23 protein-coding genes are annotated in these 21,043 nt (G+C 69.3%); 15 read left to right on the top strand and 8 right to left on the bottom strand.

The window, feature by feature from the left end; genetic code table 11:
* Window positions 1–46: 46 nt before the first annotated feature.
* Both ABD901_RS50265 and ABD901_RS50260 read right to left on the bottom strand, forming a co-directional pair.
* Entirely contained in the window at window positions 47–1,381 is a 1,335-nt protein-coding gene (locus ABD901_RS50265) for an SWIM zinc finger family protein (RefSeq protein WP_345140574.1), read from the bottom strand.
* Between the two features lie 32 nt (window positions 1,382–1,413).
* Window positions 1,414–1,875 (bottom strand): Lrp/AsnC family transcriptional regulator, encoded by a 462-nt coding sequence (locus tag ABD901_RS50260; protein WP_345140572.1) that lies wholly within the window; start codon window positions 1,873–1,875, stop codon window positions 1,414–1,416.
* 62 nt (window positions 1,876–1,937) lie between these two features.
* On the opposite strand from ABD901_RS50260, the gene ABD901_RS50255 reads away from it, so the two are divergent.
* The 3 genes from ABD901_RS50255 to ABD901_RS50245 all read left to right on the top strand — a co-directional run bounded on the left by ABD901_RS50255 (window position 1,938) and on the right by ABD901_RS50245 (window position 4,328).
* The gene (locus tag ABD901_RS50255) at window positions 1,938–2,792 is read left to right on the top strand and encodes an EamA family transporter (RefSeq protein ID WP_345140570.1); all 855 of its coding nucleotides are present in this window, start codon (window positions 1,938–1,940) and stop codon (window positions 2,790–2,792) included.
* Window positions 2,758–3,642, top strand: coding sequence for an ADP-ribosylglycohydrolase family protein (locus tag ABD901_RS50250; RefSeq protein ID WP_345140568.1), 885 nt, complete (start codon window positions 2,758–2,760; stop codon window positions 3,640–3,642). Before ABD901_RS50255 ends, ABD901_RS50250 begins: the two co-directional genes overlap by 35 nt.
* A gap of 335 nt (window positions 3,643–3,977) precedes the next feature.
* On the top strand, window positions 3,978–4,328 hold the full coding sequence (locus ABD901_RS50245) for a hypothetical protein (RefSeq protein ID WP_345140565.1): 351 nt from the start codon (window positions 3,978–3,980) through the stop codon (window positions 4,326–4,328).
* A gap of 57 nt (window positions 4,329–4,385) precedes the next feature.
* On the opposite strand, the gene ABD901_RS50240 is transcribed toward ABD901_RS50245, so the two are convergent.
* On the bottom strand, window positions 4,386–4,781 hold the full coding sequence (locus ABD901_RS50240; RefSeq protein ID WP_345140563.1) for a hypothetical protein: 396 nt from the start codon (window positions 4,779–4,781) through the stop codon (window positions 4,386–4,388).
* Between the two features lie 251 nt (window positions 4,782–5,032).
* On the opposite strand from ABD901_RS50240, the gene ABD901_RS50235 reads away from it, so the two are divergent.
* The 4 genes from ABD901_RS50235 to ABD901_RS50220 all read left to right on the top strand — a co-directional run bounded on the left by ABD901_RS50235 (window position 5,033) and on the right by ABD901_RS50220 (window position 7,820).
* Window positions 5,033–5,548, top strand: a complete 516-nt coding sequence (locus ABD901_RS50235) for a GNAT family N-acetyltransferase (protein WP_345140560.1) — start codon at window positions 5,033–5,035, stop codon at window positions 5,546–5,548.
* Window positions 5,549–5,680: 132 nt separating this feature from the next.
* The gene (locus tag ABD901_RS50230) at window positions 5,681–6,274 is read left to right on the top strand and encodes a hypothetical protein (RefSeq protein ID WP_345140624.1); all 594 of its coding nucleotides are present in this window, start codon (window positions 5,681–5,683) and stop codon (window positions 6,272–6,274) included.
* 255 nt (window positions 6,275–6,529) lie between these two features.
* Window positions 6,530–7,204 carry a cytidylate kinase family protein gene (locus ABD901_RS50225; protein WP_345140557.1) on the top strand — a complete coding sequence of 225 codons (675 nt, stop codon included), beginning with the start codon at window positions 6,530–6,532 and terminating at the stop codon, window positions 7,202–7,204.
* Window positions 7,205–7,307: 103 nt separating this feature from the next.
* Window positions 7,308–7,820: a 2'-5' RNA ligase family protein gene (locus tag ABD901_RS50220; RefSeq protein WP_345140554.1), complete on the top strand. Its 513-nt coding sequence runs from the start codon at window positions 7,308–7,310 to the stop codon at window positions 7,818–7,820.
* 35 nt (window positions 7,821–7,855) lie between these two features.
* Here ABD901_RS50220 and ABD901_RS50215 read toward each other — a convergent pair whose 3' ends face one another.
* The 3 genes from ABD901_RS50215 to ABD901_RS50205 all read right to left on the bottom strand — a co-directional run bounded on the left by ABD901_RS50215 (window position 7,856) and on the right by ABD901_RS50205 (window position 11,326).
* Window positions 7,856–8,041, bottom strand: coding sequence for a hypothetical protein (locus ABD901_RS50215; protein ID WP_345140551.1), 186 nt, complete (start codon window positions 8,039–8,041; stop codon window positions 7,856–7,858).
* A 524-nt stretch (window positions 8,042–8,565) separates the two neighbouring features.
* Entirely contained in the window at window positions 8,566–9,609 is a 1,044-nt protein-coding gene (locus ABD901_RS50210) for an LCP family protein (protein WP_345140548.1), read from the bottom strand.
* Window positions 9,610–10,486: 877 nt separating this feature from the next.
* On the bottom strand, window positions 10,487–11,326 hold the full coding sequence (locus tag ABD901_RS50205; protein WP_345140545.1) for a DeoR/GlpR family DNA-binding transcription regulator: 840 nt from the start codon (window positions 11,324–11,326) through the stop codon (window positions 10,487–10,489).
* 296 nt (window positions 11,327–11,622) lie between these two features.
* Here ABD901_RS50205 and ABD901_RS50200 point away from each other — a divergent pair, with 296 nt between their 5' ends.
* The 7 genes from ABD901_RS50200 (at window position 11,623) to ABD901_RS50170 (ending at window position 18,417) form a co-directional block, all read left to right on the top strand.
* Window positions 11,623–12,912: an ABC transporter substrate-binding protein gene (locus tag ABD901_RS50200; protein WP_345140541.1), complete on the top strand. Its 1,290-nt coding sequence runs from the start codon at window positions 11,623–11,625 to the stop codon at window positions 12,910–12,912.
* A 55-nt stretch (window positions 12,913–12,967) separates the two neighbouring features.
* A complete protein-coding gene (locus ABD901_RS50195) occupies window positions 12,968–13,909 on the top strand; it encodes a carbohydrate ABC transporter permease (RefSeq protein ID WP_345140538.1) in 942 nt (313 codons plus the stop codon).
* 5 nt (window positions 13,910–13,914) lie between these two features.
* Window positions 13,915–14,760: a carbohydrate ABC transporter permease gene (locus tag ABD901_RS50190; RefSeq protein WP_345140535.1), complete on the top strand. Its 846-nt coding sequence runs from the start codon at window positions 13,915–13,917 to the stop codon at window positions 14,758–14,760.
* Window positions 14,761–14,803: 43 nt separating this feature from the next.
* Window positions 14,804–15,667, top strand: a complete 864-nt coding sequence (locus ABD901_RS50185) for a ketose-bisphosphate aldolase (RefSeq protein ID WP_345140532.1) — start codon at window positions 14,804–14,806, stop codon at window positions 15,665–15,667.
* 1 nt (window position 15,668) lies between these two features.
* The gene (locus ABD901_RS50180; protein WP_345140527.1) at window positions 15,669–16,865 is read left to right on the top strand and encodes an ADP-dependent glucokinase/phosphofructokinase; all 1,197 of its coding nucleotides are present in this window, start codon (window positions 15,669–15,671) and stop codon (window positions 16,863–16,865) included.
* Entirely contained in the window at window positions 16,862–17,812 is a 951-nt protein-coding gene (locus ABD901_RS50175) for a class I mannose-6-phosphate isomerase (protein WP_345140524.1), read from the top strand. Before ABD901_RS50180 ends, ABD901_RS50175 begins: the two co-directional genes overlap by 4 nt.
* A gap of 104 nt (window positions 17,813–17,916) precedes the next feature.
* Window positions 17,917–18,417 carry a hypothetical protein gene (locus tag ABD901_RS50170; RefSeq protein ID WP_345140521.1) on the top strand — a complete coding sequence of 167 codons (501 nt, stop codon included), beginning with the start codon at window positions 17,917–17,919 and terminating at the stop codon, window positions 18,415–18,417.
* Between the two features lie 61 nt (window positions 18,418–18,478).
* On the opposite strand, the gene ABD901_RS50165 is transcribed toward ABD901_RS50170, so the two are convergent.
* Together ABD901_RS50165 and ABD901_RS50160 are read right to left on the bottom strand one after the other, a co-directional pair.
* Complete coding sequence (locus ABD901_RS50165; protein ID WP_345140518.1) at window positions 18,479–19,552, bottom strand: hypothetical protein; 1,074 nt, start codon at window positions 19,550–19,552, stop codon at window positions 18,479–18,481.
* Between the two features lie 5 nt (window positions 19,553–19,557).
* Window positions 19,558–20,460, bottom strand: coding sequence for an ABC transporter substrate-binding protein (locus ABD901_RS50160; RefSeq protein WP_345140515.1), 903 nt, complete (start codon window positions 20,458–20,460; stop codon window positions 19,558–19,560).
* A 107-nt stretch (window positions 20,461–20,567) separates the two neighbouring features.
* Here ABD901_RS50160 and ABD901_RS50155 point away from each other — a divergent pair, with 107 nt between their 5' ends.
* Window positions 20,568–20,993, top strand: coding sequence for a hypothetical protein (locus ABD901_RS50155; protein ID WP_345140513.1), 426 nt, complete (start codon window positions 20,568–20,570; stop codon window positions 20,991–20,993).
* Window positions 20,994–21,043: the final 50 nt, after the last annotated feature.

The raw sequence follows: 21,043 nt of genomic DNA, 5'->3' as shown, positions 1-21,043 counted from the left end.
GGAAGCATGCGGGCCCCCCGCCCCGGAGAGGCTTGTACAACGACCATCACGCCCGCACCGGAGCGTTCGTCACGATGGTCACGGCCAGGGCGTGCTTGCACGGCCCGCGCCCGCCCCGGTGCTTGGCCCACCACGGGCAGGTGCAGCTCATCGCGCCGTCCGGATGCCGCCGGACCCGGTACGTCTGATCGCCGCTGCGCACCGTGGCCGCCGACTCGCCGTCGAGGGCGACGGAGCCGGACTCGGCCAGGGTGCGGGCGCCGACCAGCCGCGGGTTGTCCCGCTCGGCCCGTGCCGCGTCGTAGGGCAGGACGCGGTGGAAGTAGGCGCTCTCGCTCACGTCGTAGCCGACGCGGCCGGCGGTGCCGAGCTGCGCCAGGGCGGCGCGGACGCGGGCGGTGTCGATGGCGGCGCCGTCGGCGAGCGTGGACACGTCGATCGTGGGGTCCCACGACAGCAGGGCGCCCACCAGGTCGGCGTCGTCGGCCACCTCGTCGCCGGCCAGGGACGTCAGGGCGGCGCCCTCGCCGGAGAAGCCCCGGTGCGGCTCGGGAGAGAGGGTCAGGGTCAAGCGCAGCGCGCCGGTGTCCAGCTCCCAGGCGCTCGCCACCGGTTGTGACCCCGCCTTGATGGGCGGGCCGTAGACGCGGAGGGTCTTGGAGTACCGAAGAAGGCCGCGCAATGACGCCAGACGGCCCGCACCGGCGAGACAGACCGCGCCCGGGACGGGCCTGGACGTCAGCCGCAGGCTGCGTCCCGCGGGGACCGCCCACAGCACCGAGCGGTCGTTGGCGCCCGGCAGCCGGCGCAGGAACGCGACCGCCTCCGCCGCGGGTAATTCGGCGCGCAGGTCGAAGCCGGCCGAGAGCACGTGGACCTCGGCGAACCCGCGCAGCCAGCGGGCCGGCAGCGGGACCTTCTTCTCCACGACGGTGCCGTCGAGGGTGGAGGCGATGAGCGCGTCGGGGCCGACGGACAGGTGCAGCGGGTCGAGGCCGGAGATGCGGGCCAGGGCCTCGCGCAGCGGCGCGTTGACGTCGACGTTGGTGGTGCCGTGCTCGAGGACGTCGCCGTCGAGGCCGGCGGGCAGCGCGTCGAGGCGCGCATACGCCCCGCAGCAGCCGGAGAAGGACTCGAACCGCAGCCGGTCGGCGCTGCCGGTGACGACCGGGTCGAGGCTGGCCGGGTTGACGGGCTGGAAGTAGCGGGTGCGGGCCACGTCGGCGACGGCGAGCAGGCCGGCCGCGGCGGCCGCGGGCGTCGTCAGGAAACCCGAGAAGAACCGCGGGTTGGCGGCGGGGCCGCCGCACGTCTGGAGGTCGACGCCGCCCGCGCCTGCGGTGGAGGGGGCGAGATACCTGTACTCCTGGACAACGTTCACGCCGGTGAGGTTAGACCGGGGGTACGACAATTTCAGGCCAGCGGCGGCTGGCGGTGCGGCACCGGCGTCGACACGACGATCGACGTCGTGGTCTGGCCATACAGCGCGAACCGGTCGAGCACCTCCTCCAGCTCCGCCAGGCCGGCCGCATGCACCGTGAGCAGGTAACAGTCCTCGCCGGTGATCCGGTGGCACTCCACCACCAGCGGCGTGTCGCGCGCCGTGTCGGCGACCGCGGCGAGCTGCCCGGGGCCGGGGCGCACGCGCACCAGCGCCGTGACCGGGAGCCCGAGGGCCGCGGGGTCCAGCTCCAGGCGGTACCCCTTGATGACCCCGGCCTGCTCGAGGCGCTGCACCCGTTCGGTCACCGCCGGTGCCGACATGCTCACCCGGCGCCCAAGCTCCGACATCGACAGCCGCGGATTCTCGCCGAGCTCCTCCAGCAGCCGGAGGTTCACGGCGTCGAGGATCGGATTCCTGGAATCTGCAGGCATTCGGCGCCACCCGCCTTCGAAGAGCCCTTCAAAACCGCGGATATGGTACCGAGGATAGCCCCGTGAACCGGATCCCGGTCCTCGTGCCCATCGTCGTCAGCGCCGTGTTCCACTACCTGGGGCCAGCGCTCGCGGTGCTGCTGTTCGCGCACGTCCCGGCGCCCGGCGTGCTGTGGCTGCGGATCGCCTCGGCCGCGCTCGTGTTCGCCTTGTGGCGCCGCGCATGGGTGCGCAGCGGCGCCACGGTGGCGCTGGGCGTGGTGCTCGCGGCGATGAACACCGTGTTCTACCTCGCGATCGCGCGGCTGCCGCTGTCGACGGTCGGCGCGATCGAGTTCCTCGGCGTGATCGCGCTCGCCGCCGCCGGGGTGCGGACCCGCCGCAACGCCGCCGCGCTCGGGCTCGCCGCCGCGGGCGTCGCCGTGCTGACCGAGGTGCGCCTGGCCGGGCAGCCGCTCGGGTTCGCGTTCGCCTTCGCCAACTGCGCGCTCTTCATGGTGTACATCTGGCTGGGTCATCGCATCGCCGGCGAGGGCGGCGGCATCGACCGGCTGGCCGGCGCGATGCTGGTCGCCGCCGTCGTCACCGCCCCGTTCTGCGCGCCGGCCGCCGCGCCCGCGTTCGCGCACCCGGTCTGGCTCGCCGCCGGGATCGGGGTCGGCGTGTGCTCGTCGGTGGTGCCGTACGTCGCCGACCAGCTCGTCATGGCCCGGGTCAGCCGCCCGACGTTCGCGCTGCTGCTCAGCGCGCTGCCGGCCTCCGCCACTGTGATCGGCCTGGTGGTGCTCGGCCAGCTGCCCAACACGCGCGACCTGCTGGGCATCGGCCTCGTCGTCGCGGGGCTGGCTCTGCACCAGGAGCGGGGTAGGCTTCCGGACAGAGATGACCGACTTCGAGCTTTGCGCGGACAGCCTTGACGGGCTCAGCGTAGGAGACGCGCTCGGCGCGCAGTTCTTCGTGCCCGGCACCACGTTCTCGACCCTGCTCGACGGCACCGCCCCGCCCGGATCGTGGCCGTGGACCGACGACACCGAGATGGCGTGCACCCTCGCCGCCCACCTGCGCCCGCACGGCGTCGTCGACCAGGACCGGCTCGCGCAGGCGTTCGCCGAGCATTTCGAGCCCTACCGCGGCTACGGCGGCGGCGCCGTGGTCGTGCTGCGCCGCATCCGCAACGGCGAACCGTGGCGGGACGTGGCGCGCGAGGCCTTCGACGGGCAGGGCTCGATGGGCAACGGCGCCGCGATGCGGGTCGCTCCGCTCGGCGCCCTGCACGCCGGCGACCCGCGGACCGCGGCCCTGGAGGCGATGCGCTCCGCCGAGGTCACGCACGCGCACGCCGAGGGCATCCTGGGCGCGGTCGCCGTGGCGGTCGCCGCCGCCGAGGCCGGCTGGGCGCGCCGGGTGCGCAACCCCCCGTCGCCGGCCGAGCTGCTCGACGCCGTCCTCGGGTACCTCATCGACGGCCGCGTCCGCGACGGCGTGCGCCAGGCCCGTCGCCTGCTGGGCGTGAGCGCGGCGGAGGCCGCGTACGAGCTCGGCAACGGCGCCCAGGTCCTCGCGCAGGACACCGTGCCGTTCGCGCTGTGGGTCGCCGCGACGCGCCTGGACGACTACCCGGGCGCGATCCGCGTGTGCATCGAGGCCGGCGGCGACGTCGACACCATGGCGGCGATCGTCGGCGGGATCGTTGCGGCGTACACCGGCCGCGCCGCCATTCCGCCCGAATGGCTCTCCCAGCGCGAGCCATTGGCCGTGATGGTTTGACGATCGTCCCACACCAAAATAACCCCGTTTTGACGGGTCGAACGCTTCGATGGGTGCGTGCCGTGGGCCGCTGCTGAGCGCGCGGATCGCGGCATAGCACGTGATCTTGGCCCGATCTGTCGTACCGCCTTTCGCGGCGACTCTGTTCTACGGCTGTCCACCGCACGGCCTGGCGATCGGCAGCGATGCCGCAGCGGCGCCGTCGTGCATCGCGACGTCTGGCCTCGCTCTCGGCCGGCCACGAAGAACTCCCACGCACCCGTGACACGGCGAGCCATCCGGTGCGGGAGTCGCGACCGTACGCGGCACACGTGACCTGTTGAAGAATGGACAGCGTGGCGAACACCGAGGCGCGACGTCGCTGGCGAGAGCAGCAGCTCGCGGAGCGGCGCAAGCGGCTGCATCCGGATGTCGCCCGAGGCGACCTGGAGGGATTCGCCTTGGTGCGTCCGGACGGATCCTTGACGGTCGAGGTCGTCCATGTGCAATGGATGGACAACCACCCAGCCGGTCCCGACACTCACGTGATGGTGTCGTTCGCGGACGGCTCGAACGTGGAGTTCCCGCTCGGCGTCTCAGTCGTGAAGGTCCGAGCGGCCGACGTAGCGATGGTGAGCCCGGAAGAGGCACGTCAGGCAGCGCCGTCGGGATGGGGAGCCGACGCCGACCGTTGGGACGATGCCTGACACGTGGGGCTGCAGGCCTCCGGCCGCGACCTTCGGTGACAAGCTGATTGCGGCCAATTAGGTTTTGATCTCTCCCTGCCACGTTTTGAGCGTCAGTATTCGGCCATCGAAGTCCAGCCGGAGGCCGATCACCTCGTTGACCTCGTTGCGGATCGGTCTCACTTCGTTGAGAGGCCTCGCGATGACTGAGGCGAACGGCGGTTCCGTCGAGGCGTCCCGCGACAACCAACGCCCACCGTCGTAGTCGTAATCGTAGGGGTCGAGCCATCTGTTGTCGCTCGGGTAGGTCTCCACGAGCTTGAGGGTCCAGTCGCTCCGGCCGGCGAATAAGACGCCTCGACCGTCATCGAACACAAGCTGCACCGGCCCAACACTGAGATCGTCGGGTTCGTCCGCCCAATGCCAGGCCAGCCGCACGACCTTCACGAGCCTGCGTCCGATGAGCACGTCCATCCGCGACCCCTCCTGTCGAGGGGCACATTGCCGGCCACGTCGACAGCCGGAGCGTCGCGCTCATCGGCATCTCCGGGCGCCGCGCGGGTGCTCAACCTAGGGCTGGCACCTGCGCGGAGTGACCCTATGCGGTCATGCCAGCGCGCACGGACGGCGGCATGTGCACGTGTCCCAACGGGTTCCGCGACCGGCCTTTCCGGCATGGCCTAATCGGCTTGTGCGGAGTGTCGAGGGCTGCTTCGCTGTTGCCCGTGACCGAGCTTCAAACGCCGCGACTGTGCTTGCACGCCATCGACACAGCAGAGGGCGAACGCATCGTCGGGCGGCGCGCTGGAGCCGGGGATGCCTGGGCTGAGGATTATCCTTTCGACGGCGACGTCATCGGCGTCACGGCCTTTCTCACAGCAACGGCCGCCCACGGGGACCAGCGCCCTTTCGGGCACTACCGGATCACCCGGACCGCCGACGGGAAGGCCATCGGCGGGATCGGGTTCAAGGGTCAGCCGGACGACGGATGTGTCGAGGTCGGTTACGGCCTTGCCCCATCAGCCCGTGGTCACGGCTATGCAGCGGAAGCACTCGTCGCCCTGCTGAACGTCGCGGCCGATCACGGATTGTCCCGAGTTGTCGCCGACACCACCGGGGACAACGTCGCTTCCCAGCGGACCCTCGAACGTGCCGGGTTCCGCCAAATAGGCACCAACGGTGACCTCTACCTATACGAGGTACGCCTCGACGCCCCTCCGCGACCGGCTCAGACGCAGTAGCCCGATCGCCCGTTAGGGCAGCCCTAGCTCCCGCGCGATCGGTGTCCTTCGGAACCGTCTATCGCTCATCGGCAAAGTCGCGAGCCTTGGTCAGGTTCCGGAGGTCATGTACGCGGCAAGGAGGTAGTTCGGGTGCCGGTCGAGGTTGTTGCGGGCGCGGTCGTAGCGCACGGTGGTCCGCGGGTCGGCGTGGCGGGCGGCGATCTGGACGTCGCGGAGACTGACGCCGGCATCCAGCATGGTCGTGACGAACGTATGCGTGCTGTGGACGTGGCGATGCTGATCTGCGGCGATTTTGACGGGCCGTGTCCGAGCTGCGGCGGAGCGGTCGCGTTCCACGTCGCGGAGGCTGTCGACGCCGGTCGGGTCATGTGGACCGCCACGTCGCGCTGCGCCGGCTGCGGCTACGTCGACGAGAGTCGTGCCTCGCCGGCTGTGTTCGACGACGTTGACGGCATCGTCAGGCAGACCCTCGTCGCCCGGGTCGGGCTCACGCGGTTGCACGTTGATCCGGACAAGAACCGGGACCTACGGCTGCGGTCCCTCGCCGTGTTCCGCAGTCGAGGAGCAACGATCACCGAGGTGGCCGACGCATACGCGGCCCTCACCGGCCACGGACTTACCGGGACTCCCGCAGAGATGTCGGTCTTGGCGGAACAACTGACTGCCGAAGGCGTCCAGGTGGCACTGCAGCCTTGTCGCAGCGATCACGACGAGACCGCGTAAGCCCCCAGCAACCCCATGCGAGCGGGCAAACCGTGCGCGACCAGCGGCAGAACAGGATGGCCGCGCGGAGCGCGGCAGAATGGTCACGCAAGACCGAGCGACCAGCGCCGGCATGACAGTGCGTTTGCGCCACCACCGCAGCCACTTCCGCATTCGGCGATCTCGCTCACTCGGGCGTTGGTAGGCGCGAAAGGGCCGGCGAGCATAGGGTCGGCCCGACACGGCGACCTTCGCGAGACCAGGACGGGGCAGAATATGGAGCAAGGCACTCGCGACGAGATGCTCGGCCGCCTAGCGGAGGCAGTCGGGTCCGTCACAGTCGCGCACCCGATGCGGGTTGCCATCGACGGGCCGCCTGCCGCCGGCAAGACCACCCTCGCCGACGAGCTGGCCGTCGTCCTGCGCGAGCAGGGCCGCGACGTCATCCGCGCGACGATCGACGATTTCGTCTTCCCCCGGGCACAGCGCTATCCGCGCGGCGAGTACTCGGCCGAAGGCTGCTACTTCGACACCCACAACTACGATGCGCTGAACCGGGTTCTGCTCGATCCGCTCGGCCCGGGCGGAGATCGACGCTTCCAACACGCGGTCTACGACCGTACCGCGGATACTGCAATGTCCCCGCCGGTCACGACTGCCCCAGCCGACGCCGTGCTGGTCTTCGACGGCGTCTTCCTCATGCGCCCGGAACTGATTGATCGGTGGGACCTGCGCATCTTCGTGTCGACGGCACTCGAGAAGACCGTGGATCGTGCCGTCATCCGAGAGCGCCGGGTGTCATCTCGGGCCGAAGTCGAACGGCGCTGGCGCGAGCGTTACATCCCCTCCCAACAGCTCTACTTCGCTACGGTCCGCCCGGCCCATCACGCCAACATCATCGTGCACAACGACGAACCCCAGCTGCCGGCCTGGGAGGCTCAAACACACTGACGCAGCAGCCACGCTGCCACGAGCGTGACGATCTTCGAGCCGGCCGACGCGCGAGTTTTGCGGCAATCCATACGTCCGGCGTAGACATGGAAGGATCGCCGCCGTGGCTACGCGTGTTCTTGCCATCTTTCCCGAGATGAACACGGCAGCGGTCGAGCGATTCCGCAATAAGTGGGATCCCCTCGCCGCCGCCGTGCCGGCCCACATCACCGTCGCGTTTCCGTTTGAGTGGCCCGGGCCGGTGTCCCGGCTGGCGAAGGACTTGCAGCCTGTGCTCACAGCGTTCACGTCCTTCGCGCTCGAGCTCTCAACCCCGACGGTCTGGGCGGACGAATACCTGTTCCTGCTGGTCAACGAGGGCCGAGAGCAGGTATGGCGGCTACACGAGTCCATCTACGGCCAGGTGCTTCGCGGAGCGCGGCGCCCGTCACGTTTCATTCCCCACATGACCGTCGGTCGCCACGCCGACAAGGCGGCATTACGAGTCGGCATCAGCGAAGCGGCTGAGATCAACCTGCCGCTTCTCGGCAGGGCGCTGTCCCTGACCATCTACCGCCGGGACAATGACGGAAGGCGGATCCGCGAGCTGGACATTCCTCTCGGCGCGGCTTCGTGAGAGGAATCTCGACCTTGGCGGCAGGCAAGTCTCGGCTAACGGTTCATCCATCCGGCGTGCCGGGTCACGCGGCCGTGTCCGCGATCCACGCATAGCTCATTGTTCTTGTGGTCGATCCAGAAGGTCTGCCCAGCGCCGATGAAGGTCGGCGCTTGCAGGTGGAACCACCGATCCACCACGTCAACCAGGATCAGCCGCTCAGCGGTCACACGCTGGTACATTTCGCCCCAGGCTCGAGCACACTACATGTGCCCGAGGATTGTAGGCCGTCGGCAGCTCCGCTAGGTGCGCGCTCATCGGCAGGACAGGAAGCCTCGGCGCCGCCTCTGCCTGTAACTCACTGTGACGACGACGGTCCCGCCGCCGCGCAATACTCGCGGCAGATGTGTGTGTTGCTCTGGCCGGTGGCCCCGCCGTCCGCCGGCCAACGGCGTGCTCGTCGGCTGGCATAGAACTTCCGCTGTGGCCCCGGTTCTGCGCCGGGGCCACAGCTCTTGGCTGGCCAGGCTAGAGAAGTCGCCTAGTGACAGGGACCGCCGAGCGGCGCATTCGGGCCTGGCACGGCCCACCGCCGGTAAGCGGCCTGCCGCGCCCTGGGCGCCACCTGCTCGGCCTCTGGCAGCGGGACATCGTGGTGCTCATGCCGTGGCTCGAGTCGTCCAGGTGCGACCACCCGTGGCCGCAACGCGAAGCGGCCCCGCCCTGATGGGGCGGGGCCGCTTCGCGCGACAGGACGGCACGAGGCCTATTTCTTCGTCGCCGGCGTCGCGGCGTCGTTGGCGATCATGTCCGGGTGGCCGGCGACGAAGGTGTCGACGGTGTCGGTGTTGAATGCCTTGAGCAGGTCCAGGGCGTTCTGGTCGAGGATCTCGAACGACTGGCCGTTGATTTCCTTGCTACTGAACGTGCCGTTATTCGTGCGCAACGTGACCATCTTGTCGGGGTCGATGCCCTTGAGCGTGAAGATCCAATCGATGAGCTTGACGTTGCCGCGGTAGAAGGACACCGCCTTGCCCACCGAGCTCAGGACCTCGTTGACCTTGAGCGGGTTGCTGATCACGCCGGCGCTGGTGGCCTTCTTGGCCATGGCCTTGATGAACTGCTGCTGGTGGCGCTGGCGGCCGTAGTCACCGTCGCCGTTCGCCAGCATGTCGCGCTGGCGGACGTAGTCCAGGGCCTCCCATGGCTGGAAGTCGCGGCAGCCGACCTCGTACACCTGCGGCTTCATGTTCTGCTTGGCCGACACCGGGATGCCGTCGGCGTTGAAGTTGAACGGCACGCCCTCCTTGCCGGTCTTCGTGTTCCAGCCGACGTGGATCGACGTCGTCTTCTCGTCGACGCACATGTGCACGCCGCCGAGCGCCGTCACCAGGCCGCTGAAGCCGTCGAAGTTGACGATCGCGGCGCCGTTGAACTTCATGCCGCCGGCCAGGCCGCTGACGGTCTCGGCGAGCAGCTGGAGGCCGTTGTCGCGGCCGCCGCCGTTCTGGTAGCCGAACTGGAAGGCCGCGTTGATCTTGTCGGTGCCGCCGTTGTACTTGGTGCTCTTGCTCGCCGGGATACGCACCCGCGTGTCACGCGGGATCGACATGAGGTAGACGGCGTCGTGCGTCGCCGGCACGTGCGCGACGATGATCGAGTCCGAGCGCGCGCCCATCGCCTCGTTGTTGATGCGCTCGTCGATGCCGACGAGGAGCAGGTTGATCGGCCCGTCGATGGTCGCGCCGGTCGCCGCCGCCTCGCCGAGGCCACCCTCGTGGGTGATCTGGTCGCTGTAATGCTGCAGCAACAGATTGCCACCGACGAGTGTGCCTCCGCTGGCGAGCAGCAGTAAGGCCCCGAGTATCAGGGACAACCGCGCCCACAACGGGTCTTTCTTCCCACGCTTCTTTGCCATACCACTCCCGACAACGCCTGTCCCTCGGCGCGCGACAATATCGCCCCGGACCGTGTGAACGCTTTTCCTCCCTGAAAGACGGATTCAGCACAGCGATCGGTTGCAGTTTGGCCGATTCTCAGGATTCGCCGTCCAGCAGCGCCAGGCCCAGGCTCGGGCACAGGTAGTACGTGGCCCGTCCCCGCAGTTTGGGCTGCTCTACGACGCCCGGCTCGTAAAGCAGCCCGAGCTGCGGGCTGACGGCGCCGGGGCGACAACCCCGATAGCGATCGTCTGCGATAACTACAGCCCGCACGGTCGTGCGACGGCTCAAATCGCCAAGGCGGGCATCGGATACCTGTAGTCGTCAGCACGCACCCGCGTGGCCGTGGCGGGCCCGTTGTGGAACGAGCGCAGATGCACTTGGGCGAGGGGCTGACGAACGACGCTCGGCCGATGGTGGCGGGCGCCTTCGGCCTGCCCTGTCCAGCGGGTCGGCGTGGTCCGGGTCCGCCGTCGCTCACGGTGATGCCTCCAGGCCGGCTGCCGCCGCCGCGTCCGTGCGGGTCATCGGTCGGTGGTCCAGACCGTAGGCGATGAGGTTGGCGTTCGTCTCATGGCCCGCGGATTCCTTCCGGACCATAGCCATCGCACGGACGGCGGCATGAGCGCTGGCCGGGCCGCGACCGGTGACCAGCTGGCCTCGAACCTGCGAGCGGAGGAGCTCACCGTCGACCGCGCCTGGTGCAAAGACCTGGCGATGCCCGCCGCTCGTTACCGGCAGGAACGGTCACGCCTGCCGTGGAGTCAGGGCCTTGGCCGTGGGGGTGAGCAGCTCCACGCCGCTCGCCTTCAGGGCGTCCCGCAGGTCGGGTGGCGGTGCGGTGTCGGTGATCAGGTAGTCGGCGGCGCCGAGCTCCGACACCTGGGCGAAGAGGCGGCGGCCGAACTTGGAGGAGTCGGCGAGGATCGCCACGCGGGCCGCACGGGAGATCATCTCCTGCATCATCGCGGCCTCGGCGAGGTTGCTCGTCGTGTAGCCGGCGTCGGCGGCGACCGCGCCGACGCCGATCAGCGCCAGATCGCAGCTGATGTCCAGCTCGGCGCCGGTATTGGCGCGGAAGCTGACCGGCCCGATCGTGGCGAGGGTGAGCGCGCGCACCGCGCCGCCGAAGATGTAGATGTCGCGGACGGCCGTGGGCGGGAGCGCGCCCGGCACCAGCAGGTTGTTCGTCGCGACCGTGAGGTCGCGGTGCTGGCCGAGGCTACGGGCGAGCGCGAGGGTGGTCGTCCCGCCATTGATCATGATGGTCGACCCGTCCTGGACCAGGGACGCGGCCAGCGCCGCGATCTTCTCCTTCTCCTGCTCCTGCACCGCGAGCCGCTGGTCGACGGCGCGGTCGGTGGCGCGGGAGACCGTGGACAGGCTGACGGCGCCGCCGTACGTGCGCACGAGGATGCCCTCGGCGGCCAGCTGATCGAGGTCGCGGCGCACGGTGTCGATGGAGACGCCGAAGCGCTCGGCCAGCTCACCCACCGTGACTTGGCCGGACTCGGCAACGTACGCGGCCAGCTGAGCCTTGCGCCCCGCAGGTAGATGACGCTGCCGCTCGTCCCTGCCAACGCTCACTGTTCCCCCCTTGTCAGTGCGGCAGTATGCCACACCTGCGTGTCCACTGAGGACATCGCGGCGTAGAGCCGCGAAGACCGGCAGAGATGGGCATGGCTGGCCGAAGATCGGTGTTGGTCAGCCAAACTGCAGCTCGGATCGGGGTGGCTGGGCGCCTGGTTCTGCCTCATGGCGCAACAGTTTGCCATAGTCCGCAGTTTTATGCAGCTCTTCTCTTGTCCTGATCTGTAACACGCTGCTAACGTGACGCCAACGCGGCGGAGAACAGAAAGATCTCGATATAGAAGGAGCATGCCATGGCGGTACGTGCATCCCGGCTGAAGCGAGTGTTAGGGGCGGTGACCGCGACCGCGCTGGTCGCGTTCGTGGCGGCGTGCGGCTCGAGCGGCTCGAGCGACACCGCCTCGGGCGGCAACGTGACGCTCGAGTTCGCCCAGTGGTGGGGGGCCGAGCTTCCGGCCGGGGAGTTCGACAAGATCGTCAACGATTTCACCGCGCAGAACCCGAACATCAAGATCAAGCTGCTGAGCGCGCCGTACGCCTCGACCAAGCAGCAGCTCATCACCGGCGCCGCGTCGAAGACTCTGCCCGACGTGGTGGGCCTCGACGGCGCCTGGGTCAACGACTTCGCCAAGCAGGGTGCGATCACCGACCTGTCCAAGCTGATGACGGACGCGAACTACGACGCCGGCCAGCTCGCCAGCCAGGTGCAGGTCAAGGGCAAGACCTACATGATCCCGGTGGTCAACTTCGTCTACCCGCTCTTCGTCAACAAGGACCTGCTGGCCAAGGCCGGCGTCGCCGACGTGCCCGCCACGCGCACCCAGTTCCTCGACGCCGCCAAGAAGATCAGCGCGACCGGCAGTGACGTGAAGGGCTGGGCGCTCCCGCTCGACACCGCCGTGCCCAACGGCATCCAGAACGACGTCATGTCCTGGCTCTGGGCGTCCGGCGGCAGCATGCTGAAGGACGGCAAGCCCGACCTCACCAGCCCGCAGGTCAAGAGCACGGTCGAGTACGTCAAGAGCCTGAACGACGCCGGCGTCATCGCCCCCGGTTCGCTCACCATGAAAGAGCAGGACAAGGTCGAGAAGTTCACCAACGGCCAGGTCGGCATGATGATCGACTCGCTCGCGCACATCAACCTGATCAAGAAGAACAAGCCGGACCTGAAGTTCGAGGTGGCGGCCCTGCCGTCCGAGGACGGCTACAGCGGCAAGCGCGGCATCCCGTACGCGTCGTGGGGTATCGGCATCTCCAACTCCACCAAGCACAAGGCCGAGGCGTTCAAGTTCGTCTCCTACCTGATGAGCCAGGAGACCAACGCGAAGCTCAGCACGATCGCGAACGGCTTCCCGGGCAACAAGAACGCCAAGCCCGATTTCGGCAACAGCGACCCGATGTTCAAGACCGCCTTCGACATCTACCAGCAGGGTTACCCCGCCAACGAGTTCGTCGGGCTGCCCAAGTCCGAGGACCTGATGCGCAGCTTCGACGAGCAACTCCAGCTCGTGCTGACCGGCAAGACGACTGTCGACGACGCCCTCGCCAAGTCGCAGCAGTCCTGGTCCTCGGTGATCGAGTAGCCCGCCCGGGCGCCGTGCCGGTCCGCCGGCACGGCGCCCGATCAAGGAGACAGCGATGACATCCATGACGGCACCGAAAACCGCGGCGCCCAGCGAGAGGCAGGTCACGCCCGGCCGGAAGCGCTCCATTGTGGCCCGGCGCCTGGTCCCGTACGGCTATCTGTCCCCGACGGTGCTCTTGATCGTGGTCCTGATGGTGGTCCCCATCGTCATGGTGATCAGCTACTCGTTCCGGGACAACGTGATCGTCCAGGAGAACTCGGTCTTCGCCGGGTTCGCCAACTACACCAAGGTGCTCACCGACCCGGACTTCCTGGTCGCACTGAAGAACACGGCCATCTTCATCTCGGTCAGCACCGTGGCCCACCTGGTCCTCGGCCTGGCCTTCGCGATGATGCTCAACACCCAGCTGCTGGGCGGGGTCACCAAGGCCATCTTCCGGATCGTCTACATCCTGCCCTGGCTGTTCACGATCGCGGTGATCGCCGTCATCTGGCGGCTGCTGCTCGACCCGTCCGGCGTGATCAACTACATGCTGCACACGCTGGGCGTCGTCCAGCAGGGCGTCGACTGGCTCGGCGACCCGGGCAAGGCGCTCTGGGCGGTCACGTTCGTCAACATCTGGTCCGGCTACCCGTTCTTCATGATCAGCCTGCTGGCCGGGCTGCAGGGCATCCCCGGCGACCTGTACGAAGCGGCCGCCGTGGACGGTACGAACTGGTGGCAGCGGTTCGTGCACGTGACGCTGCCCCAGCTGCGGCCGGTGATCATCAGCATGGCGGTGCTCGACCTGATCTGGACGTCCCAGCAGTTCGCGCTGATCTGGATGATGACCGGCGGCGGGCCGCTGCACGCCACCGAGATGCTCAGCACCTACACCTACAAGCAGGCATTCAGCGAGTACGAGTTCGCAACCGCGTCCGCCGCCGCCGTGATCGTGCTGCTGCTGACGATGGTCCTGGCGTTCTTCTACGTACGCCAGCAAAGGGAGCGGTGAGACACATGGCCACCTCCATCAAGACCCGCCGCACCCTCGCCAAGGCCGGCGTCATCACCGGGCTCGTCATCGGCGGGCTGTTCGCCGGCCTGCCGGTCCTGTGGATGCTCTCCACCTCGTTCAAGGGCAACGGAGACGTCTTCGGCAACCCGCCGAAGCTCATCACCAAGACCTTCTCGCTCGACGCCTACCGGGAGATCCTGGGTAACGGTGCGCAGCTGCGGTTCTTCCTCAACAGCTACATCGTCGCCTTCGCGGTGACCATCCTGACGCTGCTGGTGGCCGTCCTGGCCGGGTTCGCGTTCAGCCGCTACTCGTTCCCGTTGTCCAAGACCATCAACGCCGTGATCGTCAGCGTCCAGGCCGTTCCGCCGATCACGCTCGTCATTCCGTACTTCGGGCTCGTCGTCGGGCTCGGGCTGTACAACACCTATCCCGGCCTGATCCTCACGCACATGGTGTTCACTCTGCCCTACGCGATCATCATGATCACCGCGTACTTCAACACCATGCCCCGAGCGCTGGACGAGTCCGTCAAGGTCGACGGCGGCACCAGCTGGACCGCGCTGTGGCGGATCCTGGTGCCGATCTCGGTGCCCGGTCTGATCGCGGTCGGGGTCTACACGTTCATGATCTCGTGGAACGAGTACCTGTTCGCGCTCACGCTGACCCGTACCGACGACATGCGCACCGTGCCGATCGGCATTCAGCTGCTCATGGGCCAGCACTCGTACGAATGGAACCAGATGATGGCGATGAGCATCCTCGGGTCCATTCCGGTCCTCGTCCTCTTCTTGCTGTTCCAGCGCCGCTTCATCGGCGGGCTCACCGCCGGCGCCGTCAAGGCCTGAACCCCGGCCGCAAAAGGCAGTCACCCAAAGGAGAAACACAGAAATGCTGACGACCGGCAAGGCGATCCTGGACGTCGCCAACGAGCACAGCTTCGCCGTGCCCGCCTTCAACATCAGCGACTGGGCGATGTTCAAGGGAATCGTGGAGATCAGCGAGGAGACGAACGCCCCCCTGATCGTCGGGATCCACCCGGACGAGGTTCGGCACATCGGCCGCGAGATGATCGCCGGCATCATCGAACGGTCGCACAACTCGAGCGTCCCGATCGCGATCCACTGGGACCACGGCGCCACCTACGAGCAGATCCTGCAGGCGGTCCAGTACGGCTTCACCTCCGTGATGATCGACGGCTCGCTGAAGCCGTTCGAGGAGAACATCGCGATCACCAAGAAGGTCACCGACTCCGCGCACGTTCTCGGCGTGTCGGTGGAGGGCGAGCTCGGCACGATCGGCGGCAACGACACGTATGCCGAAGGGGGTGCCGCCGAGATCATCTACACCGACCCCGACGACGCGGTCACGTTCGTCGAGCAGACCGGCGTGGACAGCCTCGCCGTGGCGATCGGCACGTTCCACGGTCTCTACCCGGCCCACCTCAAGCCGGAGCTGAAGCTCGACCTGCTCAAGGAGATCAAAAGCAAGATCCAGATCCCGCTGGTACTGCACGGTGGCTCCGGCAACCCGGACGACGAGATCCGCGAGGCCGCGCGGATCGGCATCAACAAGATCAACATCTCCACCGACATCAAGGTCGCCTACCACGACAAGATGCGCGAGGTGCTGGGCAACGACAAGAAGGTGCGCGAGCCGAACGCCATCCAGCCCGCCTGCATCGAGGCCATGAAGGTGGTCGCCGCCCAGAAGATCGAGCTGTTCGGCGCCGCCGGCAAGGCATCGCTCTACTGACATGGCCGACGCGTCCCGTGTACTGCTGGGCCTCGGCGGTTGCGTCGACTACGAGTTGAAGCTGACCGCCGGCGTCCTGGAACAGCTTGTCGCCGACTACGGCATCGTCGCCGCGGAACTGACGTCGCCGGCCGCCGTGACCAGTGAGCGGGACCTCGTGGTGTCGATCCTCGGCTACGTGGCCCGGGGCGCGGGTGGCGAGCACTTCGTCGCCTCCGCCCCGGCGTTGTCGACCTTCGCGAACCGGTTCCCGCATCGGGAGACCCTGGGCGGCACCTCGGTGCGGGCCGGGATCCTGATGAGCCGGCTCGGCGTGCCGTCCACGCTGCACCTGGTCAGCGTCAACGACACCTTCCGCCGGCTGCTGCCGGCGGAAGGCGACTACATCAACAGCGGTACCGGGGACACCTTCTATCCGCACCTGATCGTGCAGTACGACAAGGGCCTGCGGGTCCGGGCGAACGACATCGACATCGACGCGCCGTTCCCGAACCGCCTGATCTACGTCAACGACCCGGCGAACGGTGCCATGCTGCTCACCGGCGATCTCGGCGACCGGCTGGGCAAGGCGGAGGTCTTCCTGATCTCCGGATTCAACGCCATGCGCGACGAGGCGGAGCTCGACGAGCGGCTCGCCTCACTGAAGGCGCACATGCGGCAGCTGCCGGCCGGGGCGGTGACGTACTTCGAGGACGCGGCCTACCACGAGCCCGCCTTCAGCCGCCGGGTCCGCGACGCGCTGCTCGACGAAATCGACGTGTACGGGCTGAACGAGGACGAGCTGCAGTCGTACCTTGGCCGCCGGGTCGACCTGCTGTCGGCCGGAGACGTCGCGGAGGCGCTCACGGTCGTGCACGCGCTCATCCCGGTGCCGACGCTGGTGCTGCACACGAAATACTGGGCCCTGGCGCTCGGCGCCGGCGGTTTCGCCGACGCCCTGGACACCGGCACCGTCATGGCCGCCACCCGCTACTGCCACGGCGACGACTTCACCGACGAGGACGTCGAGCGCCTGCGCCGGCAGCCGCGGCGGCCCGAGTCCGTCGCCTTCGCGGCGGCGCTGCGCGCGCGCATGGGCGAGACCGTCGACTGTGTCCCCGGCTTCGAGCTCGACGTCCAGAACCCAACCACCGTCGGGCTCGGCGACACGTTCGTCGGCGGCTTCCTCGCCGAGCTGGCTCTGAAGGGACACCGATGACCGTCGAGACCTTGTACGCCAACCAGCCCGAGACGTTCTACCGCGGCGCCGGCCGGATCGCCGAGTTCCGCAACGTGCCGGCGCTGCCCGACCGCCCCGAGGACTGGGTCGGCTCGGTGACCAGCCGGTTCGGGCTGGCCCCGGCCGGGCTGTCGACCCTCGCCGACGGCCGCGTGCTGGCCGAGGCGATCGCCGCCGACCCGCACTGGTGGCTCGGCCCGGAGCGCGCCGACACCGGCGTACTGGTGAAGCTGCTCGACGCCGGTCAACGGCTGCCGTTGCACGTGCACCCGGACCGCCGCTTCGCCACCGCGCACCTGGCCTCGCCGTACGGCAAGACCGAGGCCTGGGTGATCGTCTCCGCACGCCCGGACGCGTACGTCCATCTGGGTTTTGCCCGTGACGTGGAGGCCGCCGAGCTGGCCGGCTGGGTGGACGGGCAGAAGACTGAGGCGATGCTCGCCGCCACCAACAAGATCCCGGTCGCGGCCGGCGACGCGATCCTCTGCCCGGCCGGCCTGCCGCACGCGATCGGCGACGGCATCCTGCTGGTCGAGGTCCAGGAGCCGACCGACTTCTCGGTGCTGCTGGAGTACGAGGGCTTCGACCTCACCGACGGCCACCTTGGCCTCGGCTACGACCTGGCCCTGCAGTGCGTCGACCGCAGCGCCTGGACGCCATCGCGCCTCGACGAACTCCGCGGCACTCCGGCGCGACTGCTGCCCGAGGCCGCGGACGAGTTCTTCGCCGCCCGCCGCCTGTACGGCGGCGACCGTGTGGAGCGTGGCTGCAGCGTGCTGGTCGTGGTGGCCGGAGAGGGCAGGCTGTTCGGCGAGAAGGACGACCTGTCGCTCCGGCGCGGGGACACGCTGCTGGTTCCGTACGCCGCCGGTCCGGTCCTCCTGGACGGCCAGGTGGAGGTGATCCGCCTCTCGGCGTCCGCCTGACCGCTACAGCGCGAAGAGGCCCTTCTCGATTTGGGGGTTTCGGGCGGTCCGGCAAGGCGCTAATGTCCGATCCGCGTGCCTGATCATTTCGGGGGAGGTCGGCGATGCTGCGGAACCTGACGCGCTGGCAGGTGCTTGCCGGTGCCGGGGTGCTCGTCGTCGTGGTCGCGCTGCTCGTCACCTGGCTGGCCTGGCCCGACGACAAACCGGCGCCGCGCGAACGGCAGTACAAATCGACGACCGCGTGCCTGCTCACCGACGACAAGGACCTCGCGGGCGACCTCGCGAAGGCGGCGTGGGCCGGCATGCAGGACGCCTCGCTCGCCACGCTCATCAAGGTGCAGCACCTGGCGATCACCGGGCCGCAGACCCCAGCCAACGCGCTGACGTTCTACAACAGCCTCGGCGTCCAGCACTGCACCGTCATCATCGCCGCCGGTGACGTGCCCGTCGCCGCCATGACGCAGGGGTACGCCGGGTTCCCCGACATCAAGCAGGCGGCCGTCGGCGGCGACGTCCAGGGCAAGCCGATCACGGTCGTCGACGCGTCCTCGCCCGAAAGCATCCGCAACGGCGTCAAGACGATCGTCGCCGCGTCCGCCTGACGCCCCGCTCGCCGAGCGAAGGCGAGCGAAGACGAGCGAAGACGAGCGAAGGCGAACGACCTCAGAATCGCCGCTCTTCCTCGAACCAGGCCCCGGCCGGCTGCGCGGGCACGCCCAGGCGGGCGGCCAGGCCGTGGTACGCCGCCCACGCCTGCTCGCGCAGCACGGTGTCGATCAGGTCATAGGCGTCGTTGATCGCGCTGAGGTCGGCAACCAGGCGGCGCAGCGCGCGCTCGGCGGCCTCCGGGTCCGTCGCGGCGGCGGCCGAGCGTGCCGCCCGCCGGTACGCGGCGCACGCCTCCTCCGCGAACGGCCGGGACACGTCGACCCAGTCCCGGAACGGGTTGTCGAGGTTCGCCGAGAGCCACACGGCGGACTTGGCGCCGCTGATCTCGAGGGCGACCGGGCCGCCGGCGAACCGTTCGCGCACCGCCGCCTCGGTCGTGCGGCGGGTGCCGGCGAGCACGAGGTGGCGCAGCGCCGGCAGGTCGGGCAGCGCCGCCGGGTCGAGGTTGTACGCGCCGTCGAGCCACAGGCTGACCAGGCGGTCGTGGCGGGCGAGGGCGGGCACGTCGGCCAGGGAGCCGGGCGCGGCCGCGAACGTGAGGCGCAGCCGCTCCAGGTCGCTGAGGTGGGCCAGGGCCGCGGCGGACACCGCGCCGCCGGTGGTGAGCCAGAGCCGGCGCACGCGCCGCAGGCCGGGTGGGACCGCCGCTTCCGGCGCGTCGCGCATCCGGAGGTCTATCTGGTACCCCAGCTCCGGTGCCTCGACCCGAAGCTCCGGCAGCGGACAGAAGAGCCGCAGCTGGCGAACGGTCGCCGGAAGGTGCGCCTCGCCGGCGGCGTCGTCCCAGCTCAGGAACGTGATCCCGGGGTGCGCGGCGAGGGCGTCGCCGAGGCCGCGGTCCGGGCCGGACCAGTGCACGGAAGCGCAGGACGGCAGCCGGTCCAGCTGCGACCAGTCCACCGGCCCTTCGGCGGGCACCGGCACGGCATCGGCCACCGGGCGGAGGTCCAGGTGGCGCTGCCAGCGGGACAGGCGTCGCGGGCCGGCGCCGAGGTCGATCTCGACGTACTCGTCCTCGGTGCGGCGCACGCCTCGTACGGACCGGAACGACTCCCAGGGCGAAGCCATGGGGGTCACGATACGGCCGCGCCTGCGGCGACACGCCGGACGGCGCCCTCCGGCGGCTCGGCGGCGGCGCCCGGGTGCAGGACGGCGGCGAGCGCCTCGACCCCGTCGACCAGGCGCGGGCCGGGGCGCACGACGAGCCCGTCGGCGTCGATCGCCCACACCTGCGCCCCGGGAAACATCCGCGCGACGGGCGCGGCCTGCTCGGCGGCGCCGTCGAGGTGGTAGCCGCACGGGGAGACCACGACGACGTCGGGCCCGGCGGCGACGAGGTCCGGCCACGCCGCCTCGACGGAGCGCGCGCCGGGGTGCGCGGCGACGGCCTCCCCGCCGGCCGCGGCGACGAGGTCCGGGACCCAGTGCCCGGCGGTGAACGGCGGGTCGACCCACTCGACGACGAGCACCCGGGGCCGCGGCCGGCCGGCGACCCGCGCGGCGACAGCGTCGAGCCGGGCGCGCAGCCGCCCGACGAGGCCGGCGGCCTGCTCCCCGACGCCGGCCCGCTCCCCCACGGTCACGATCGTGGCGAGCACCTCGTCGAGGGTGTGCGGGTCCAGCGACAGCACGTCGGCGCGGCACCCGAGGTGCTCGAGGGCGTCCTCGACGTGCCCGGACGGCAGCGCGCACACCCGGCACAGGTCCTGCGTCAGGATGAGGTCGGGCGCGAGGGCGGCGAGGGCGCCGGCGTGCAGGGTGTACAGGTCCGCGCCGGCCGCGAACTGCGAGCGCACGTAGGCGTCGATCTCGGCCGGCGTCATCCCCTTGGTGTCGCGCCCGCCGACGACGACGGTCTTCTCGGCGCGGGCCGACGGCGGCTCGTCGCACTCGAAGGTGACCCCGACGAGATGCTCGCCGAGGCCGAGGGCGTAGACGATCTCGGTGGCCGACGGCAGCAGTGACACCAGGCGCATCCTGCGACCGTAGCGCGTGGCACGTTTCCGGGATTTGAACCGGCCGGGGCGCCCCTAACGTTCATGTCAACAGCAACGACATACCAAACACCAAGGGGATACCGAAGATGAGCGACATCGACACCGGCTCCTACGACGGCGGCCACGACGTGGACTACGGCCACTACGAGGCCGGCCAGGAGCACGACGGCCTCGACCAGCTGCACCAGGCCCACGGCTCGGAGGCCGACTACAACAACCAGTACGGCGTGTACGAGAACGACCACCACGCCGCCGAGTCCACCGACTTCTCGCAGGGCCACCACGTCGAGTACGACCAGGCGCCGGCCGTGCACTACGAGTCGGACGACTACACCAACTACTCGCACGACGCGACCGAGGACGACCACGTCTTCGCCGCCGAGGGCAGCGAGCACGCGCACCAGGCGGAGTTCGGTGAGCTCGACGCGCTGCAGCAGCGCTTCGACACCACCTTCGCCGAGGGCACCGAGTACCACGGCGGCGGCGCCGAGCTGGGTGTCGCGTCGAACTGAGCCTCAAACGGCCCTTGGACTGCGGCCGGCCACCCATCGCGGGGTGGCCG

Source organism: Dactylosporangium darangshiense (assembly GCF_039537565.1).
Classification (GTDB): domain Bacteria; phylum Actinomycetota; class Actinomycetes; order Mycobacteriales; family Micromonosporaceae; genus Dactylosporangium; species Dactylosporangium darangshiense.
Note: the sequence above shows the minus strand (reverse complement) of the source record. Positions and strands in the feature narration are given on the sequence as shown.

What these genes read in the sequence shown, in the direction of transcription:
- ABD901_RS50260 (WP_345140572.1), bottom strand. Translation starts at nt 1,875, where the DNA reads ATGCCTGCAGATTCCAGGAATCCGATCCTCGACGCCGTGAACCTCCGG.
- ABD901_RS50250 (WP_345140568.1), top strand. Translation starts at nt 2,758, where the DNA reads ATGACCGACTTCGAGCTTTGCGCGGACAGCCTTGACGGGCTCAGCGTA.
- ABD901_RS50240 (WP_345140563.1), bottom strand. Translation starts at nt 4,781, where the DNA reads ATGGACGTGCTCATCGGACGCAGGCTCGTGAAGGTCGTGCGGCTGGCC.
- ABD901_RS50225 (WP_345140557.1), top strand. Translation starts at nt 6,530, where the DNA reads ATGGAGCAAGGCACTCGCGACGAGATGCTCGGCCGCCTAGCGGAGGCA.
- ABD901_RS50215 (WP_345140551.1), bottom strand. Translation starts at nt 8,041, where the DNA reads ATGTACCAGCGTGTGACCGCTGAGCGGCTGATCCTGGTTGACGTGGTG.
- ABD901_RS50200 (WP_345140541.1), top strand. Translation starts at nt 11,623, where the DNA reads ATGGCGGTACGTGCATCCCGGCTGAAGCGAGTGTTAGGGGCGGTGACC.
- ABD901_RS50195 (WP_345140538.1), top strand. Translation starts at nt 12,968, where the DNA reads ATGACATCCATGACGGCACCGAAAACCGCGGCGCCCAGCGAGAGGCAG.
- ABD901_RS50190 (WP_345140535.1), top strand. Translation starts at nt 13,915, where the DNA reads ATGGCCACCTCCATCAAGACCCGCCGCACCCTCGCCAAGGCCGGCGTC.
- ABD901_RS50185 (WP_345140532.1), top strand. Translation starts at nt 14,804, where the DNA reads ATGCTGACGACCGGCAAGGCGATCCTGGACGTCGCCAACGAGCACAGC.
- ABD901_RS50180 (WP_345140527.1), top strand. Translation starts at nt 15,669, where the DNA reads ATGGCCGACGCGTCCCGTGTACTGCTGGGCCTCGGCGGTTGCGTCGAC.
- ABD901_RS50175 (WP_345140524.1), top strand. Translation starts at nt 16,862, where the DNA reads ATGACCGTCGAGACCTTGTACGCCAACCAGCCCGAGACGTTCTACCGC.
- ABD901_RS50170 (WP_345140521.1), top strand. Translation starts at nt 17,917, where the DNA reads ATGCTGCGGAACCTGACGCGCTGGCAGGTGCTTGCCGGTGCCGGGGTG.
- ABD901_RS50165 (WP_345140518.1), bottom strand. Translation starts at nt 19,552, where the DNA reads ATGGCTTCGCCCTGGGAGTCGTTCCGGTCCGTACGAGGCGTGCGCCGC.
- ABD901_RS50160 (WP_345140515.1), bottom strand. Translation starts at nt 20,460, where the DNA reads ATGCGCCTGGTGTCACTGCTGCCGTCGGCCACCGAGATCGTCTACGCC.
- ABD901_RS50155 (WP_345140513.1), top strand. Translation starts at nt 20,568, where the DNA reads ATGAGCGACATCGACACCGGCTCCTACGACGGCGGCCACGACGTGGAC.